Origin of the sequence: Allohahella marinimesophila, assembly GCF_039538005.1 — a bacterium.
Lineage (GTDB): Bacteria > Pseudomonadota > Gammaproteobacteria > Pseudomonadales > Oleiphilaceae > Allohahella > Allohahella marinimesophila.
On record NZ_BAABBO010000018.1, the window covers coordinates 1 to 15,027 of the forward strand.

Annotated in this window: 13 protein-coding genes; 8 read left to right on the forward strand and 5 right to left on the reverse strand. The window is 55.6% G+C overall.

Annotated features, from left to right (window positions below; translation table 11 throughout):
• The first annotated feature begins 100 nt into the window (after positions 1–100).
• Positions 101–1,042, forward strand: coding sequence for a hypothetical protein (locus ABD735_RS16630; RefSeq protein ID WP_344808536.1), 942 nt, complete (start codon positions 101–103; stop codon positions 1,040–1,042).
• Positions 1,043–1,104: 62 nt separating this feature from the next.
• Positions 1,105–4,080, forward strand: a complete 2,976-nt coding sequence (locus ABD735_RS16635) for a TrlF family AAA-like ATPase (RefSeq protein ID WP_344808538.1) — start codon at positions 1,105–1,107, stop codon at positions 4,078–4,080.
• A gap of 472 nt (positions 4,081–4,552) precedes the next feature.
• Here ABD735_RS16635 and ABD735_RS16640 read toward each other — a convergent pair whose 3' ends face one another.
• A complete protein-coding gene (locus tag ABD735_RS16640) occupies positions 4,553–6,268 on the reverse strand; it encodes a protein adenylyltransferase SelO (protein ID WP_344808540.1) in 1,716 nt (571 codons plus the stop codon).
• A gap of 105 nt (positions 6,269–6,373) precedes the next feature.
• Here ABD735_RS16640 and ABD735_RS16645 point away from each other — a divergent pair, with 105 nt between their 5' ends.
• Both ABD735_RS16645 and ABD735_RS16650 read left to right on the forward strand, forming a co-directional pair.
• Positions 6,374–6,781 carry a type II toxin-antitoxin system HicA family toxin gene (locus ABD735_RS16645; protein ID WP_344808542.1) on the forward strand — a complete coding sequence of 136 codons (408 nt, stop codon included), beginning with the start codon at positions 6,374–6,376 and terminating at the stop codon, positions 6,779–6,781.
• The gene (locus ABD735_RS16650) at positions 6,778–7,113 is read left to right on the forward strand and encodes a type II toxin-antitoxin system HicB family antitoxin (protein WP_344808544.1); all 336 of its coding nucleotides are present in this window, start codon (positions 6,778–6,780) and stop codon (positions 7,111–7,113) included. Before ABD735_RS16645 ends, ABD735_RS16650 begins: the two co-directional genes overlap by 4 nt.
• Before the next feature lie 44 nt (positions 7,114–7,157).
• On the opposite strand, the gene ABD735_RS16655 is transcribed toward ABD735_RS16650, so the two are convergent.
• Together ABD735_RS16655 and ABD735_RS16660 are read right to left on the reverse strand one after the other, a co-directional pair.
• Positions 7,158–8,423 carry a type II toxin-antitoxin system HipA family toxin gene (locus ABD735_RS16655; protein ID WP_344808546.1) on the reverse strand — a complete coding sequence of 422 codons (1,266 nt, stop codon included), beginning with the start codon at positions 8,421–8,423 and terminating at the stop codon, positions 7,158–7,160.
• Entirely contained in the window at positions 8,420–8,731 is a 312-nt protein-coding gene (locus ABD735_RS16660) for a helix-turn-helix transcriptional regulator (protein ID WP_344808548.1), read from the reverse strand. Before ABD735_RS16660 ends, ABD735_RS16655 begins: the two co-directional genes overlap by 4 nt.
• A gap of 422 nt (positions 8,732–9,153) precedes the next feature.
• On the opposite strand from ABD735_RS16660, the gene ABD735_RS16665 reads away from it, so the two are divergent.
• From ABD735_RS16665 to ABD735_RS16680, 4 genes are all read left to right on the forward strand, one after another.
• Positions 9,154–10,110, forward strand: coding sequence for an ATP-binding protein (locus ABD735_RS16665; RefSeq protein ID WP_344808550.1), 957 nt, complete (start codon positions 9,154–9,156; stop codon positions 10,108–10,110).
• 341 nt (positions 10,111–10,451) lie between these two features.
• Entirely contained in the window at positions 10,452–12,317 is a 1,866-nt protein-coding gene (locus ABD735_RS16670) for a lytic transglycosylase domain-containing protein (protein WP_344808552.1), read from the forward strand.
• Between the two features lie 140 nt (positions 12,318–12,457).
• The gene (locus ABD735_RS16675; protein ID WP_344808554.1) at positions 12,458–12,880 is read left to right on the forward strand and encodes an antitoxin Xre/MbcA/ParS toxin-binding domain-containing protein; all 423 of its coding nucleotides are present in this window, start codon (positions 12,458–12,460) and stop codon (positions 12,878–12,880) included.
• Positions 12,880–13,353, forward strand: coding sequence for an RES family NAD+ phosphorylase (locus ABD735_RS16680; protein ID WP_344808556.1), 474 nt, complete (start codon positions 12,880–12,882; stop codon positions 13,351–13,353). The genes ABD735_RS16675 and ABD735_RS16680 overlap by 1 nt, the downstream gene beginning before the upstream one ends.
• Here ABD735_RS16680 and ABD735_RS16685 read toward each other — a convergent pair.
• Positions 13,350–14,483, reverse strand: coding sequence for a DUF4172 domain-containing protein (locus tag ABD735_RS16685; RefSeq protein WP_344808558.1), 1,134 nt, complete (start codon positions 14,481–14,483; stop codon positions 13,350–13,352). The genes ABD735_RS16680 and ABD735_RS16685 overlap by 4 nt on opposite strands.
• Positions 14,484–14,571: 88 nt before the next feature.
• The gene (locus ABD735_RS16690) at positions 14,572–14,979 is read right to left on the reverse strand and encodes an eCIS core domain-containing protein (protein ID WP_344808560.1); all 408 of its coding nucleotides are present in this window, start codon (positions 14,977–14,979) and stop codon (positions 14,572–14,574) included.
• Positions 14,980–15,027: the final 48 nt, after the last annotated feature.

Below are 15,027 nucleotides of genomic sequence, written 5' to 3' on the forward strand. Positions count from 1 at the left end.
TAACCAGACGGGACACTAGTGGGATTCGTAAACGCGTGCCAAACTCGCCTCGCGATGAACTTCCCCCTTAATATAATGTTGTGAGAAGGTGGGCTTTTACGTGACGTATGAAAGAAGAATCATCGGTTTTATCGACATCCTCGGATTTGGCCAGCTCGTATTAGATAGTGAAGATTCTTCGGCAAAATTTGATCTGATAAAGAGTGTTCTAGAAAAAATAAACAGCGTTGACGACGTTTACGGTTCCCCCGAGAGTTTTTTTGCTCATTCAAATTATGCCTATCTCTCGCCGACAGCAAAAAAAGAGATGGATGAATTCTATGAGTCAACGAAAGCCGCAGCAGGTCCGAGGAGGGTTCGAATCACCACTTTTTCTGACTCGATTGTGTTTTCATGCTCCGCAGATTCTGAGGGGCTAACAGATTTTCGCTATTTTCTAACGAAGCTTCTAGTTCACACCAGTCCGTTCAAGCTCCTGATTCGCGGCGGCATTACATGTGGGTCGCTTGTCCATACTGATGAACTGATATTCGGGCCAGCTATGAACAACGCTTATTATCTCGAGAGTAAGATCGCAAACTATCCCAGACTTGTGGTTTGCAAGAAATTTGAGGAGTTCATTGAAGAGCTTGGAGAAAACACTCTCACTGCTCTGGTCAAACACGAGCTTATTCGAAATGAAAATGAGACAGTCTCATACATAGACTGTCTAGCCTTATCCACGAATAAAGTGGCTCAGAACATGTGTGGAGCGAATGCATACGAGATGCTTCTCAATGAAAAGAGCACCATAGAGACGCTGATCAAAGATGCACCCGATGATCCGAAAGTCGCGTCGAAGCTAGAATGGTACGTCGAATATTTTAACGAGTTTCTCACGAGAACGTCTGAGGTAGAGGTCGTTGTATCCCACGTCCAAGGCATGCCTTTAGAGACAGTTTTGATTTCCGTGTCGGATCTCCGAATACGGATCCCCTCACATGTCGCTGTTGTCGGACCCACCTGCGCTGGCGCTTCGACAAGCCGAAAAGCAAAGCGTTAGGTCCATAAAAGGATGAGAATGCCAGTGGACACGATCGAATCAAATAATCTGAAGGTGTGCGTATGATCAGTCGCGGTTCGGAATGGCACAGATGGGAGCCACATATCCATGCCCCCGGCACCATCCTCAATAATCAGTTCGGTGCCACCGATCCTTGGAGTGCCTACCTTACCACCTTGGAAGGTCTGACGCCGGCAATCGAAGCGATCGCCGTCACCGACTATTACGTCACCGATACCTACGAGGAGTTCATCAAGCATAAGGCGGCCGGGCGGTTGCCCGGCGTTATGCTGCTCTTCCCGAACATCGAACTGCGCCTCGATGTGGCTGCGAAGTCTGGCTTTGTGAACATCCACTTGCTAGTCAGCCCTGAAGATCCCGACCACCTGTCCGAGGTGAAGCGCATCCTCAAGCGCCTACAGTTTCGCGCATTCAACGACCGCTTCGACTGCACCCGCGAGGAACTGATCAAGTTGGGCAAGCGCTCAAACTCAACAATCACCGACGACGGCGCGGCACTTCGACACGGTGCAACGCAATTCAAAGTTAACTTCGACGAATTGCGCAAAGTCATCGACGAAAGCGAATGGGCGAAGAAAAACATCCTGATTGCTGTCGCTGGCGGCGCTGGAGATGGTACGTCAGGCATCCGCCAGGCCGCCGACGCCACCGTCCGCCAAGAGATCGAGAAGTTCTCCCACATCATTTTCTCGAGCAGTCCGGCGCAACGCGAATTCTGGATCGGCCAGCGCGACTTGACGACTGAGGGCCTGCGCGCTCGGTATGACGGGTGCAAACCCTGTCTCCACGGCAGCGACTCCCATGACCAGAAATCTGTGGGCCAGCCCGTTGGCGATCGCTTCTCGTGGGTCAAGGGCTCCCTAGAATTCGATGCGCTCCGTCAGGCTTGCATCGACCCAGAAGGCCGCGCGTATGTCGGGGATCAGCCGCCGCGTTCGGCCATGCCATCGCAGGTCATCTCGCACGTCAGAATCGACAATGGAGATTGGGCAAGCACCCCTGACATCCCCCTCAACCCCGGCCTAGTCACAATCATCGGCGCGCGAGGATCGGGAAAGACGGCCTTGGCCGACGTAATTGCCGCCGGCTGCGACGCGATCACACCCGCTGGCTGGGATGCAGACGAGAACATCAGCCCGTCCTTCCTCGCTCGGGCGCGTAGACTCATCGGCGACGCGACAACGACATTGAGCTGGGGCGGAGGCGCTACGACTACGCGATCACTCGATGGTCGCGACGCCAACGGCCACACGTCATTTCCGCGTGCCCGGTATCTCTCCCAACAGTTCGTCGAGGAGCTTTGCTCGGCGAAAGGTGTCTCTGATGGGTTGGTCGACGAGATCGAGCGCGTGATTTTTGAATCCCATTCGCAGGAAGATCGCGAATGGGCGCTCGATTTTGCCGAGCTGCGCGACCAGCAAATATCACGGTTCCAGCAGGCGCGCGAGCGCGAATCGGAGGCGATCTCCGATATCTCGAACCGCATCGCTACCGAACTCGAAAAGGAAAGCCTCGTCGCCAGCCTTACCTCTCAGGTTGGGCAAAAGAAGAAGCTTATCGCGGGATATACGGCTGATCGGGCGAAGCTTGTTGTCAAGGGCACTGAAGTACAAGTGGCCCGGCACACCCAACTCAGCGAAGCCGCGCAGAAGCTTCGCAACCAGATCCAGGCCTTCGGGAATCAGCGCCGCACATTCGTCGCCCTGCAGGACGAGGCTCGCAGCATGCGCACAACGGGGGCCCCGGAGATGCTCCGCCAAGCCCAGACGCGACATAGCAACAGCGGCTTGAACGCACAGCAGTGGGACGACTTCCTACTTATCTTTAAGGGCGACGTTGACAAAAGCTTAGCGGCCTACATCGAGTGGGCAGATGGCGAGGTCCGCAAGCTCAACGGCGTTCCGCCACCGCCCAACGATCCGAGCATTGCCCTGATCTCCGACAACGCTGATGTCTCGAAACTTCCGCTCGCGCATATTGCGGCTGAAATGAGTCGGCTCGAAGCAGTTTTAAGCGCCGACAAAATCGTCCGCGAGCAATATAAGGCACTGACCGGTCGCATTGCGCAAGAGAATTCAGCGCTTCAGACCTTAGACACCCGACTCACCGACGCGAAAGGCGCGGCGGCGCGGCGTAAAGGCCTTCAAGCCGAGCGCGATGACGCCTACGGCCGCGTCTTTGAGGCGATCATTAATGAGCAGGACGCGCTGGCGGGCCTCTACACGCCACTGATGGCGAGGCTTGCAGCGTCATCAGGCACGCTCAGAAAGCTCAGCTTTTCGGTTCGGAGAATAGCCGACGTCCAAAAATGGGGCACGTTTGCCGAGGAGGAACTTCTTGACCGGCGCAAAACTGGACCCTTCTACGGCCGCGATTCTCTCATCGCCGCTGCGACCGAGGCGCTGAAACCCGCGTGGGAAATGGGTTCTGCGGCCGAGGTTCAAGCCTCCATGACAGCCTTCATGGTGAAATATCTCAGCGACCTGCTGTCCCATGCGCCTTATGCACCGACGCAACATGCCGAATTTCGTGCTTGGTTGAATCAGTTCGCGCACTGGCTTTTCGGCACCGACCACATCACAGTCCGGTACGAGATCACTTACGACGGCGTCGATATTCGTAAGCTGTCGCCCGGCACGCGGGGGATTGTCCTGCTGCTGCTCTATCTAGCGCTAGATGATTCAGATGATCGGCCTCTGATCATCGACCAGCCCGAGGAAAACCTCGATCCGAAGTCTGTTTTCGACGAGTTGGTCGCACTCTTCATCGCCGCGAAGGCAAAGCGGCAGGTGATCATGGTGACGCACAATGCCAATCTTGTAATCAACACTGACGCGGATCAAATCATCGTGGCCGAAGCCGGTCCGCACCCGTCAGGCGGCCTGCCGCCGATCCGCTACACAGCGGGCGGATTGGAGAACGCAGAAATCCGCAAGGCAGTCTGCAATATCCTTGAGGGCGGTGAAGCCGCCTTCCGCGAGCGAGCGCGGCGGCTTCGTGTACGACTTGATCGATAGGCTTAGGACGACTGTCGGGCTGCGCAATAGCGATCACAGCTCTGCCCCCGGTCTCGGTATAGTTACACGCTTTCGAAGTTACCGGGGGTGTTCGTGTCCTCATCGCTGGCGCTGTTGTCGAGCGTAATGAGCCAGACCTTTCCGCACACTAGTGTTCCCGCTCTGGTCAGCTTTTGGCTCGGCTCTTCTTGTACTACCAGCTTCTGCTTGCGTATTGGGCCTAGCGACAGACTTGAGAAACGGTCGCCGCTGCACATTTTTTGCTACACTCTCACCTATCCCTGCAGGCGGGTTCGCAATGCTACTGACCGTCCGGATACTCACCCTTCTTGCTGTACGGCTGTCCTACAGCTCAATTGTGCTTGCCGGAGTAGGCTCGATCACGGCCCCTATCACTGTTGATTATCGTCACATTCAACAGCTGCGCATCCAACATGTATCACTAGAGCGGGCGTCTTGAGACGACCGCCCCTCACGACGAACAGCTATAGTGAGACGACCCACCAAGCTCAAAAAGCTCCGATGGCTTCAGCCTGTAGTATTTCTTCTCTACGTCTTCCGATTGCTCAGCGTATGGCTGCGTCATCACCGCCTGCAGTTCTCGCAGCAAAGCGTAATTACCCGCCGCCGCTTGCTGATAGGCAGGCACAACGAACCACTCCCTCAAGCTGTACTTCGGGTTGATCAGCTTCATCTGACTGGACAGCTGCTCACGCGTGCCAGGTCGAGTGCGCGACTTCCATTTTGCGAGCCACGCTGACCAGCGCTGGTCCAGCCCTTCGGAGTCTGAAGCACAGGCTGGCCCCCTGTAGAAGCTCTTCTCGAGGGGCCCAATGTCGTCGGGCAAGTACGACAGCTCCCGGAAGAACATGGTGTAATCAACGGCCGTTTCCACCATCAGCGTTGCCAGCTCGCGGAACAAATCCGTATCAAAGGCGTCAAGTCCGAGTTTGGCCGCCCACATCTGCTCCATTTGCGCTTGCATCACCTTCGGGAAATCACTTTGAATTTCCTCGAGCTGCCGCAGACACTCTGGATGCCCGGCCAACAACGGTCGAACCGCCGAACAAAACGAGCCAAAGTTGCGTTCTGCCGCTGCTGGCTGATTGAGGAACGCGAAGTGATGCCCGCCACCGGTCCATGGTTGGAACTGCGGATCAAACACATCGCAGAATCCGAAGGGTCCATAGTCGAGGGTAAAGCCGCCCGCCGCACAATTGTCGCTGTTGAAGTTACCCTGGCAGTAGCCCACACGGATCCAGTTCGCTATAAGCGACGTCAGTCGGTTGCGGAACTCACCTGCAAGCACCACCACTTTTTCGGCGGTCGGCAGTGACTGGTCGATGGCGTCACCGTACTCACGATCGATCAGGTGCAGGACAAGCTTCTCGAGCTCTTCCATCGCCTGCGGGTGCTCCTGCTTGCGGGCGCGGCGACCAAAGAGCTCGAGCTGGCCTACCCGAATGAACGAGGGCGCGACACGGGTAGAGATGGCAACGGGATCGGACACCATCACATCCGGATCTTCTGAGCGCGAGCCCTCCGAGTACCACGGGCGCCGGACCTTCTCGGTAAGCGACACGTACAGGCTCAGGGACCGTGACGTGGGCACGCCGAGCGCATGCATATGCTCCTGGGCCAGGAACTCCCGCACACTGGACCGCAGAACGGCCCGGCCGTCCCCGCCGCGGCAGTAGGGTGTTCGCCCTGCCCCTTTCAACTGCATTTCCCAGCGTTGTCCGTTGATGACGCCTTCAAACACGGAAATTGCGCGACCGTCGCCGTAGCCGTTACCGGTCTGGAAGGGGCATTGCTGGTAGAACTCGGTACCGTAGATAGACAGTGCGTAGCCACTCGCCCACCCGACCTTGCGCAGAGGCTCCGGAACCCGGGACAAGTCGCCGGAGAACATACGCACGAAGTCGTCTGACTGCGCCAGGCTGTCGGCGAAACCCAGTTCGTGAAACAGATTTTTTCCGTGCGCGACGTATTCTGGGTGTTCGATTGGCGTGGGCCTGACCGGCACATAGTGGCCCGAATAGACCTGTCTTGGCGCGTGGTCAACGCCGCTTGCTTTCCCCTCAGGATCGCTGTTGAGCGTGTCCATGAGTGAATAGTCTGCCAACTGTGCGAGATCGTCGAGGGTCGCTACAGTGGTGGGCGTTTCCCGGTGACGTGGCGTTGTCATTGGGGCTCCTCATGGGTTGGTGATGATGGGCAATAGTGTGAGTGTGCATCAAGTTGGGGGTGTGTACGTGACAAGACGCAGAACGTGTCGGCCAGGACGGTGTTGATGGCGTTCACCCTGTGCGACGCGAATCCACCGACACAACTTTCCGTGCAGAGCTTTGCTATGCTCTCAGCTGCCCCTGGAGAAGCAACCGAATTTAGTTGCATCAGTAGTTTCGACGTACTAAAGTTAGTTGCAATGGATGAACAATTTGACGCAAAGGATTTCATGAGCAAATCAGAGAAACTCATAGCCAAATTTAAAACAACCAGAGGCGTGTTTGTCTGGAACGATTTGGTAGCAATGCTCGGTTCCATAGGCTTCGAAATGGAACAGGGTTCAGGTTCTCGGGTTCGCTTCGTCAAAGGCGACTTGATTATCAAACTGCATAAGCCGCACCCAGGCAACGAGGTGAAAGCCTATGCAGTCAAGCAGATTCAGCAAACGCTCAAAGCGGAGGGCTTGATATGAGTTTCATGGAATACAAGGGCTATCTTGGCTCTGTGGAATATAGCCAGGAGGATCACTGCTTATTTGGCAAGCTTATGTTCATCCGCGATCTGGTGAACTACGAAGCTGTGGATGTCACCTCTCTCGAAGCGGAGTTCAGGACGTCGGTAGAGGAATATCTGGCCGATTGCGCCAAACTTGGCAAAAAAGCAGATACGCCACTGAAAGGCTCCTTCAATGTCCGCATTGGTCCCGAACTTCATCGGCAAGCTGTGCAGGCCGCTGGCGACAAAAGCTTGAATGCGTTTATAAGCGAAGCTATTCAGGAAAAATTGCAACGCGCCGCTTACTGAGGAGATCAGAGGTCACGCCATTCCCGCACGACCGTCGATGCCCATCACGCGTCGATTACAAAGTCAGGGTGCAACCTGCCCCAGTGCGCTGTTAGCGCTTTCTTATGAAGCCGATTCATCGGCAGATGTTCTAGTGCCTCTGGCCATAGCGCCCTTGCCTTTTCAACGGCATCATCAAGGTGGGGCTTGATAGCTCGCCAGGGCACATCCGCTTTTCTTGCCCAGTGCTCGAAATGAGCAAACGAGACCTCATGCCAGGCCTTGGTCTTCCCCAGGTTCAGCGCAAAGTGTTTTTCGCCATCGATATACACGCAGGTCGTCAGAATATCGTAAGCGGGGGACAGTCGCGGCGTGAACCGATCAGGGTACAACAGGCTCCAGTTCTTGATGTGGGCGTCTCCGTTCGCCAGCAGAATATTGGCAAGCAGCCGTCGCGCAAACTGCTGTACATCGGCAAGCCCATCTCCGGAATATCGATAGATGATTTTGCCGATCTGCTCATAACTGGCGGAGCCGTACTTTTCATGAGGATATTTCACGAGGACCTGTGCAAAATCCTCCATGTGCACGCGCTGATTACCCCTTCTGTCAAAACGCTTGATCGCGAACGCGTTCTGCTCATCGGACAACTTTATTGCGGGAAGTGAGTCCAGCGTATCGACGGGCACCATCCGGATCTCCGGAATATCGACACCAATCACGGCTGCCAGGGTCATGGCGGTAAATTCATTGGCCGGCACGTCATCGTGTCTGGTGGAAGGCGTTTTGACTATCCATTCCCCTGGTCCATCCCCTGGCGACATGTTGAATCGACCTTCGCGCGCCTTCATCGAAAACTTCATCTGCACACCGGCTAGCGAGAATCCACCGACAGTCGATAAGTCTTCGAAACCCACGACGTGTTCGCTGTCCCGAAGTACAGCATCAGGCACCTCATCAGGCGCCATAGGCTCAACGATGATAGCGCCTGGCAGATCGCGACCGAGATGCGACAGCATCCTGAACTCATCGTCGATATGAATCTTGAGAACCCGTGCGAGGAATTCTCTCAATGCGCCTTCGGGCAGAAGATTGGACAAGACGGGATGGAGGCGTTGGTGCCTTACCCAGGGTTCCGCCATGACTTTATCTGCGTGAGGGAAACGAGGATGTGTTGTCAGGCTCAATGTGGGACGGTCAGGCGCTGATTTGAACTGGTCGGAGAAGCTCAGAGTGTTGCGCCCACCCTCACCGCCGGTCAGGTATCCGACAAGTGTGTCGTGCAGAGTGACCTTGTGGACTCGAACTCGCTGACCGCCGCTGCGCCTCACGTGTCGTCTCCCAATAACCCCTGCCAAGGGTCGTCTGCGAGAGACGGTGTTGCCTCAGCAACCTGGCTCGTTTCGCGCGCCCTTTTTTCGAGTACTGCTCGTACTGCATCAAGATGCTCGTCAGGTATGAGCAACACTGAACTATTCAATCCCTTGGCAATGAGCTCAAGTGTATCCAGCCGTGGGTTGCCCTGGCTCTCAAGACGCTGATACTGCTGTCGAGAAATACCCACCCGAAGATACATATCCGCCTGGCGGAGACCCAGAGCTTCTCGTCGGCGCTTGATCGCAGCTAGAAGGGCTCGCATGAGGTCACCATATAAGTTGCTTTTAAAACTATAAGCAACATTTTAGTTGCTAGTGACGAGTTAAAGCAATATTTATGTTTCTTAATGCGACACCTGAGGTGAGTTACATCCCACACTACTGGGCTGGGAGAGCGCTCCCGATTTATGCGGGGAGTATGGCGTCGTCAAGGCCGCCTCCCGCATAGGACGTCATCCTGGCCAACTTGAATTACGCACAGTTACCTGTAACATGCATAATTATCTATTAAGCAGATAACCATGCATAATCTTGAAGGGTTCCCATGAGAGAGTGGCACTATCCCCGCAACGATTTGACTCGGCAGTACCTCGGACTGCTTGAGCTTGGCATCACATCGAGCCTCGCTATCACTGCCCCTCGGCGTAGGGGGAAAACGCTGTTTATCCTTCAGGACCTTGCCCCCTTGGCACAGAAAAGCCACTACATTCCTGTTTACGCAAGTCTGTGGCAAAACATCAATGCACCTCATGAAGGCCTCGCCTTGGCCCTGAAGGAAGCTATCGCTGCTCTTGATAAGAAAGCGACATTCAGCCGACTGCTCAAGGCCAGGGTCACGAAAACCACAATCAGCAACGAGCTGCTGGGCAAGATGGAAGTCGAGTTTTCCAACAGCCCCAGCAAGCCTACCAGTGCTGAACTTGCGGAGCTTGACCAGCTGCTCAGTGCACTGGAAGAAAAGGCTGGCAAGTCCACGATCTTGCTTCTGATCGATGAGGTTCAACACCTTGCAACCACCAGTCAGTTCGATCCGCTTGCCCACGCCCTACGGACTATGCTCGACAGGCGACAGGGGCGCGTGAAAAGCATCTTCACTGGCTCTTCCAGACACTACTTGAATCTCTTACTGAACGAATCAAAATCGCCGTTTTACCATTTCGTGGAGCAGCATGATTTCCCCGATCTTGATGAACAATTCATACACTTTCTAAGAGCCAAACTGGCTAATGACCATGGTATGGCCGTCGCAATTCAGCCTTTGATGAAGGCATTTTCAGACCTCGATCAATCGCCGTACTGGATGATGAAGCTCATCGCCCGAATGATCACCTTCAAGGCCACGACGAACGAAGCGCTCGATCATGTTCTTCTGTTGATGGAAGCTGCTGAAGATTTTGAAGGCGTTGCCAGTCGACTGAAACCGATCGACAGGCTTATTTTCCAGGCGCTTTGTGAGGGCGCAAACCCATTTTCACAAAGCATCATGGCTCGGGTCGATCGGGAGACGAAGCTGAAAGGCGTTCAACCGAATATCCAGCGGGCCATCAGGCGCCTCTCCGAGGCTGGCCTGATCAGCCAATCGCCCAAAGGCCGCTACAATATCGAGAAGCCGGGCTTAAAGCGCTATCTGCAGCAATCGTAATGACTGTCTGCCGCCGAACAGAGGGCAAAAAAGCTGGGACGAGCTGATCGCTTATCTCAGCTATTCCTCCTCGGGTGCGCTTCGTCAGAGACCAAGAGCTTTTCGTCGGCGCTTGATCTCAGCTAGGAGGGCCCGCATGAAGTCACCGTATGAGTTGCTTTTGAAACTATAAGCAACATATTTTTTGCTTATAACGCGTCAAAGCAATCTTTATGTTTCTTCTTACCGCACCACAAAACGATTCCTGATCGTACACGAAGGTGCTGGCAGCCAGGCCAGTTTCAGGTCAAATCTTCTGTAGCTTTGCTATGCTCTCACCTATCCCTCCACCTGGATTCGCAATGCTACCAACCATCCGGATTCTGACCCTTCTTTCTGCACTGCTGTCCTTCAGCGCGCCGCTGTTTGCCGAAGTGCGCCCGGTCACGGTCCCTATCAATGTTGATTACCGTCACATCCAACAGCTGCTAGTCCAGCAGGTTTTCACTGGCACCGACAATTCGCTGCGGCCGTGGAGCGATGGGACCGGTTGTAACTACCTCACACTGACTGACCCTGTGGTGGATGGCTTTGAGGGCAGGCTTCGGGTCATCTCGAAAGGCCGCGCTCAAGTGGGTGCTGCGCTGGGCGGTAGCTGCATCAGCGTATTGAGCTGGAGCGGACATCTGGAGACGATCCATGAATTGGTGCTGCCGGAAGGACAGAATCGAATCGAGGCGCGCATCGTTGACACGCAACTCCTGAATGATAATGGGCAAGCCGAAAATATGCCGAACCAGCTCTGGACCATCATCAAGAATCAGGTTCACCCTCGCCTTGAAAACCTTCGCGTCGACCTCAATCGGCCCTTCCAGGACCTGAAACAGTTTCTTAGCCTGCTGACCCGGCCGCAGTCGGCCCAGTCTAGTTTGGCGCTGATTGAATCTCTTCGCCTCAGCGAAGTCACTGCTGGCGACGATGCAGTGAAGGCCATGCTGATGGCCGATGTGGCGTTGCCAGACAGCCTCCCGGACGCTTCGGAGGCACCGGTTGCTGTGCTGACTGCCGAGGAGCTGGCGCAGTGGCACCAGCAGCTCGACGCCTGGGACGGCTTCTTTACCTATGTCACAAAGAATCTGGCAGCCCAGGCCGGCTCACCTGAGCTTCAGGACGAATTACTGGACCTTCTGCTCGACGCGCGTTATCGGCTGAACGAGGCGCTTGTTGAGACCGAGCAGGGCGACTCAAGCCACAGCGATCCGGTGCGAGGCATCTTCCTGCACACCTGGCGACGGCTCGGACCCATCGTTCAAAGAATCGATCTGGAGCAGAACAACCCGGCATCGAGCCTGCACTACCTGAGCTTCATTGCGGCGGGTGATGCCCTGAAAGCGCTGGACGAGCTTGAGGGGTCTACCAATATTGAAGTCTCGCTAAATGGCCTTCGCCGATTGGCGCGGATGGTGGCGCCAACTGATCAGCTCGATCCGCTAGATTATGAGGAGGAAGTCGATCCGGAGCTGCGCAAGTCCTTCAATTTTGGCGAGCCGCCGCCCCTTCCCGACGCCCCGATCGAAATCAATTTTCTGAACTGGCTCTTCTCGCCAGCCTACGCCGCCGATGTTCCTGCCGCTTTCGATCCAGAGCTTACAAACCGTCTCAATATCTGGATTCCGCAGCACAAGGATATGCCTGAATATCTACCGCTCGCACATAAGGCACTCAATCATGCTGCCAATGCGACGCTGGTAAAAAAGCCGCTCGATCAGAGCTATCAGCCGATGTTCCGTCATGCGATGCTCGCCACGGCCTGGCAGGAGAGCTGCTGGCGCCAGTTCGTGAACAAGGGTGGTAAGCGTTTACCCCTGACCTCCCCTTCAGGCTCGGTGGGCATCATGCAGGTGAACCCCAGGGTGTGGCGCGGCTTCTACGATGTGAACGCCCTGAAGTGGGACCTCGTCTACAACGCCATGGCCGGCTCGGAAATCCTGATGCACTATCTGAATGATCTCGCCATCCGCAAAGGTGAACACACGATCACCAAGAATCCTGAAAACCTCGCACGAGCCAGCTATAGCGCCTATAACGCAGGCCCAGGCAAGCTGACCCGCTACCGAGACAGCAAGGCGACAAAACGCGAGCAGCGAGTCGACAAGGATTTTTTCAGGAAGTTTCAGGCCATGAAGAAAGATGATCCCATGGCGGTGCTGGCGTGCTACGGCGGCTGAGCACGACATCAGGCACCTCGTCAGGTTTCATCGGGTCGACGATGAGGACGCCTGGGAAATCAGCTCCAAGATCAGCAACCTTCCTGGCATCAGAGTGATGTGCTACAATCATCACTCTGATGCAAACGCAGGATGGTCATATGCTAGCCAATAACGACGGGTCCGCTATTTACGGTTTGTCAGCCTCGATCTTTACTAGTCCCAAGTCTTACATTGAGGCGGTTCGACAAGGTCTTCCGGGTTGCACGGTCAAAGCGGCTGTGGACGATTTTGGCGATCGCGATTTGTTCGTACGAATTCTCAATACCACGGCGCCAAATCTTCATCGTTTCTACAGCAAGAAATCGCTCGGACGCGAGGCATCAGAAGAACTGCTGGATGCTTTCCGTTTGATTCTTGAAGCGACCAGTGTTTGGGGCAGCAAATCGGCAGCGAAGCAGTGGCTGTCCTCACCGGTGCCTGCGCTTGATGGCGAACGGCCTATAGACCTGTTCGACACTTTCGAGGGACGGCGTTGGGTCACCGGAGTCCTGAGACACATCGAGACCGGCGATTTCAGCTGATGGAACTGTACAGAATCGCGCCTGAACGCTATCTGGAAAACTATTCTGGTCGCGGTGGAAGTTTCGAGAGTGGTGGACGTTGGAACTCTGCGGGGCATCCGGTGATGTATATGGCCCTCGCAGCCAGTGTCGCGCTGCTTGAGATCGCCAACTACATCTCTTCACCGAGGATGATTCCGCCATCCTTCAAGCTTGGGACGTACACCCTCGACACCAGCGTTGTAAACGTCGATGAGCTTGCCCACGATAAGCTGCCTGAAAGTTGGCGCGCCTTCCCCTACCCTCAGACAACTCAGGCAATCGGTGACGCCTGGATCACTGCGGGTCATGCGCTTGTGCTGATCCTCCCCAGCGCAGCATCACCATCGCTGCACGACCGGATCGCCCTGATCAACGCACTTCATCCCGACATAAAGCATCTTTCGCTGATCTCCAGCAGCGAAACGCTCTATAACGGGAGGATGTTCCGTTAGGGGTACTCTGCGTCTGAGATTCCGGTTCCAAGCGCGTAACGCGTACTCCGCCCACCACCCGGCAAACGGTGCAAGCACCCCAGCGACTGCAGCTCAACCAGGTCTCGAGTCGCTGTGGCCTTACTGACCTTCGTTAGAGCCTGATACTTTCGCGTATTGATACCATGCTCAAATTCTTCCCCGGCTGTATCCAGTAAGCGGTTCAGCACCTTGACCTGTCGTTCGTTCAGTACCTTGCCGCCGTGCACTTGCCAGAACCGCGCTTTGTTTAGCACCCGCTCCAGCCGGTGGAGTGCCTGCTGCAGTGCGTGTTCAAGTGTGTCCAGAAACCACTTCAGCCAGGGCGTGATCTCGAGCCCCCCGCGCTGTGTCTGCTCAAGAAGGTCGTAGTAGCCGCTGCGGCGGTCCATGATGGCGGCACTGAGCGAATAGAACCGGACCGACTGTCGCTCCGCCTGTGCCAGTGCCCGATCGGTGACGGCACGTATCAGACGACCGTTGCCATCATCAAAGGGATGTATGGTGATGAGCCAGAGATGCGCCACACCCGCCCGCAAGAGCGGGTCCATGCCGGCTGGCGGACTGTTGAACCAGTCGACGAAGGCCTCCAGCTCTGCTTCCAGCTTAAGCGTTGGCGGCGCCTCAAAATGGATTGTTGGTCGATCCAGCCGCCCTGACACCACCTGCATTGTTTGAGCACCACGCAGCTCGCCCACCCCCACCTTGGATAAGCGACCGCTGCCTTCCGGGAATAGCATTGATTGCCACTGACAGAGCTGCTCGATGGAGATGAGCGCGTCGGGCTGATGAGTCGCCTGAAGCAAAAGCGCTACCAGGGCCTCCGACTCCGGCGTAGTTCGGCTCGACATGCCGGCTCGTTCCAGCCCCAGCTGACGAGCAACGGAAGAGCGGACGGACCCTACGTCCAGGTGCTCACCTTCAATTTCACTGGTGCGGATGGCATTCTGAATCAGCGCCTCCATCTCCACTTCGAGATCCGCCTGAGCTGATGCGGCGTCTGTCTGGCCCAATAGCCGGCCCTGCAACAGGCGCAGATCGGCAAGCTTCGGACGAAGCACTGCCTCGTCCCACTCGAAAGCGGGCCAGTCTTTGAGCTCCCAGATAAACATGAGCCGAATACCCCGCTTATTCGAATCAGAATATGAGCCGATTATGGGTTATATTCGGCTCATTGGCAAAGTGATAGAAACAAAGGCTCTAGCTGATGAGATCAGACGCCACGCGGGCCTGTAAGGATCTGGCAGCTCGTTCGTAGGCAATATCGAGATACGCCGCGTAATGCCCCTTCCGCCGAATTCTGCCTTTCGCATACTGGTAAAGGTAGTTCGCAGACATGCCCGCCCGGCCGTCCTCTCTGAACTGTTGCACGTGCTTCAGCTCGTGAGCGATCAGTGCAATGCCGCTTGCGGAATAAGGGTCATATCGCCCAGGCGCGAAGTAGATGTGATGACCGAAGGTGAAGGCGCAGGGATTGCCATAAACATACCAGGGTATGCCGATGTGCGTTCTGGCGCTTTGCAGGTCGATCTCTGCAATGTACGGCGCGAGTTTTGCCTTGACGTCTTCAGGCAGCGGGCGGCCAGGTCGCGCGAATCTTGTGTTCATCAGTCCCTCCGGTGGTTGCTCGATGCACCTGACCTGTTATATGCGCAA

What these genes read in the sequence shown, in the direction of transcription:
- ABD735_RS16685 (WP_344808558.1), bottom strand. Translation starts at nt 14,483, where the DNA reads ATGTTTATCTGGGAGCTCAAAGACTGGCCCGCTTTCGAGTGGGACGAG.
- ABD735_RS16650 (WP_344808544.1), top strand. Translation starts at nt 6,778, where the DNA reads ATGAGTTTCATGGAATACAAGGGCTATCTTGGCTCTGTGGAATATAGC.
- ABD735_RS16645 (WP_344808542.1), top strand. Translation starts at nt 6,374, where the DNA reads ATGGCGTTCACCCTGTGCGACGCGAATCCACCGACACAACTTTCCGTG.
- ABD735_RS16635 (WP_344808538.1), top strand. Translation starts at nt 1,105, where the DNA reads ATGATCAGTCGCGGTTCGGAATGGCACAGATGGGAGCCACATATCCAT.
- ABD735_RS16675 (WP_344808554.1), top strand. Translation starts at nt 12,458, where the DNA reads ATGCTAGCCAATAACGACGGGTCCGCTATTTACGGTTTGTCAGCCTCG.
- ABD735_RS16690 (WP_344808560.1), bottom strand. Translation starts at nt 14,979, where the DNA reads ATGAACACAAGATTCGCGCGACCTGGCCGCCCGCTGCCTGAAGACGTC.
- ABD735_RS16680 (WP_344808556.1), top strand. Translation starts at nt 12,880, where the DNA reads ATGGAACTGTACAGAATCGCGCCTGAACGCTATCTGGAAAACTATTCT.
- ABD735_RS16640 (WP_344808540.1), bottom strand. Translation starts at nt 6,268, where the DNA reads ATGACAACGCCACGTCACCGGGAAACGCCCACCACTGTAGCGACCCTC.
- ABD735_RS16670 (WP_344808552.1), top strand. Translation starts at nt 10,452, where the DNA reads ATGCTACCAACCATCCGGATTCTGACCCTTCTTTCTGCACTGCTGTCC.
- ABD735_RS16660 (WP_344808548.1), bottom strand. Translation starts at nt 8,731, where the DNA reads ATGCGAGCCCTTCTAGCTGCGATCAAGCGCCGACGAGAAGCTCTGGGT.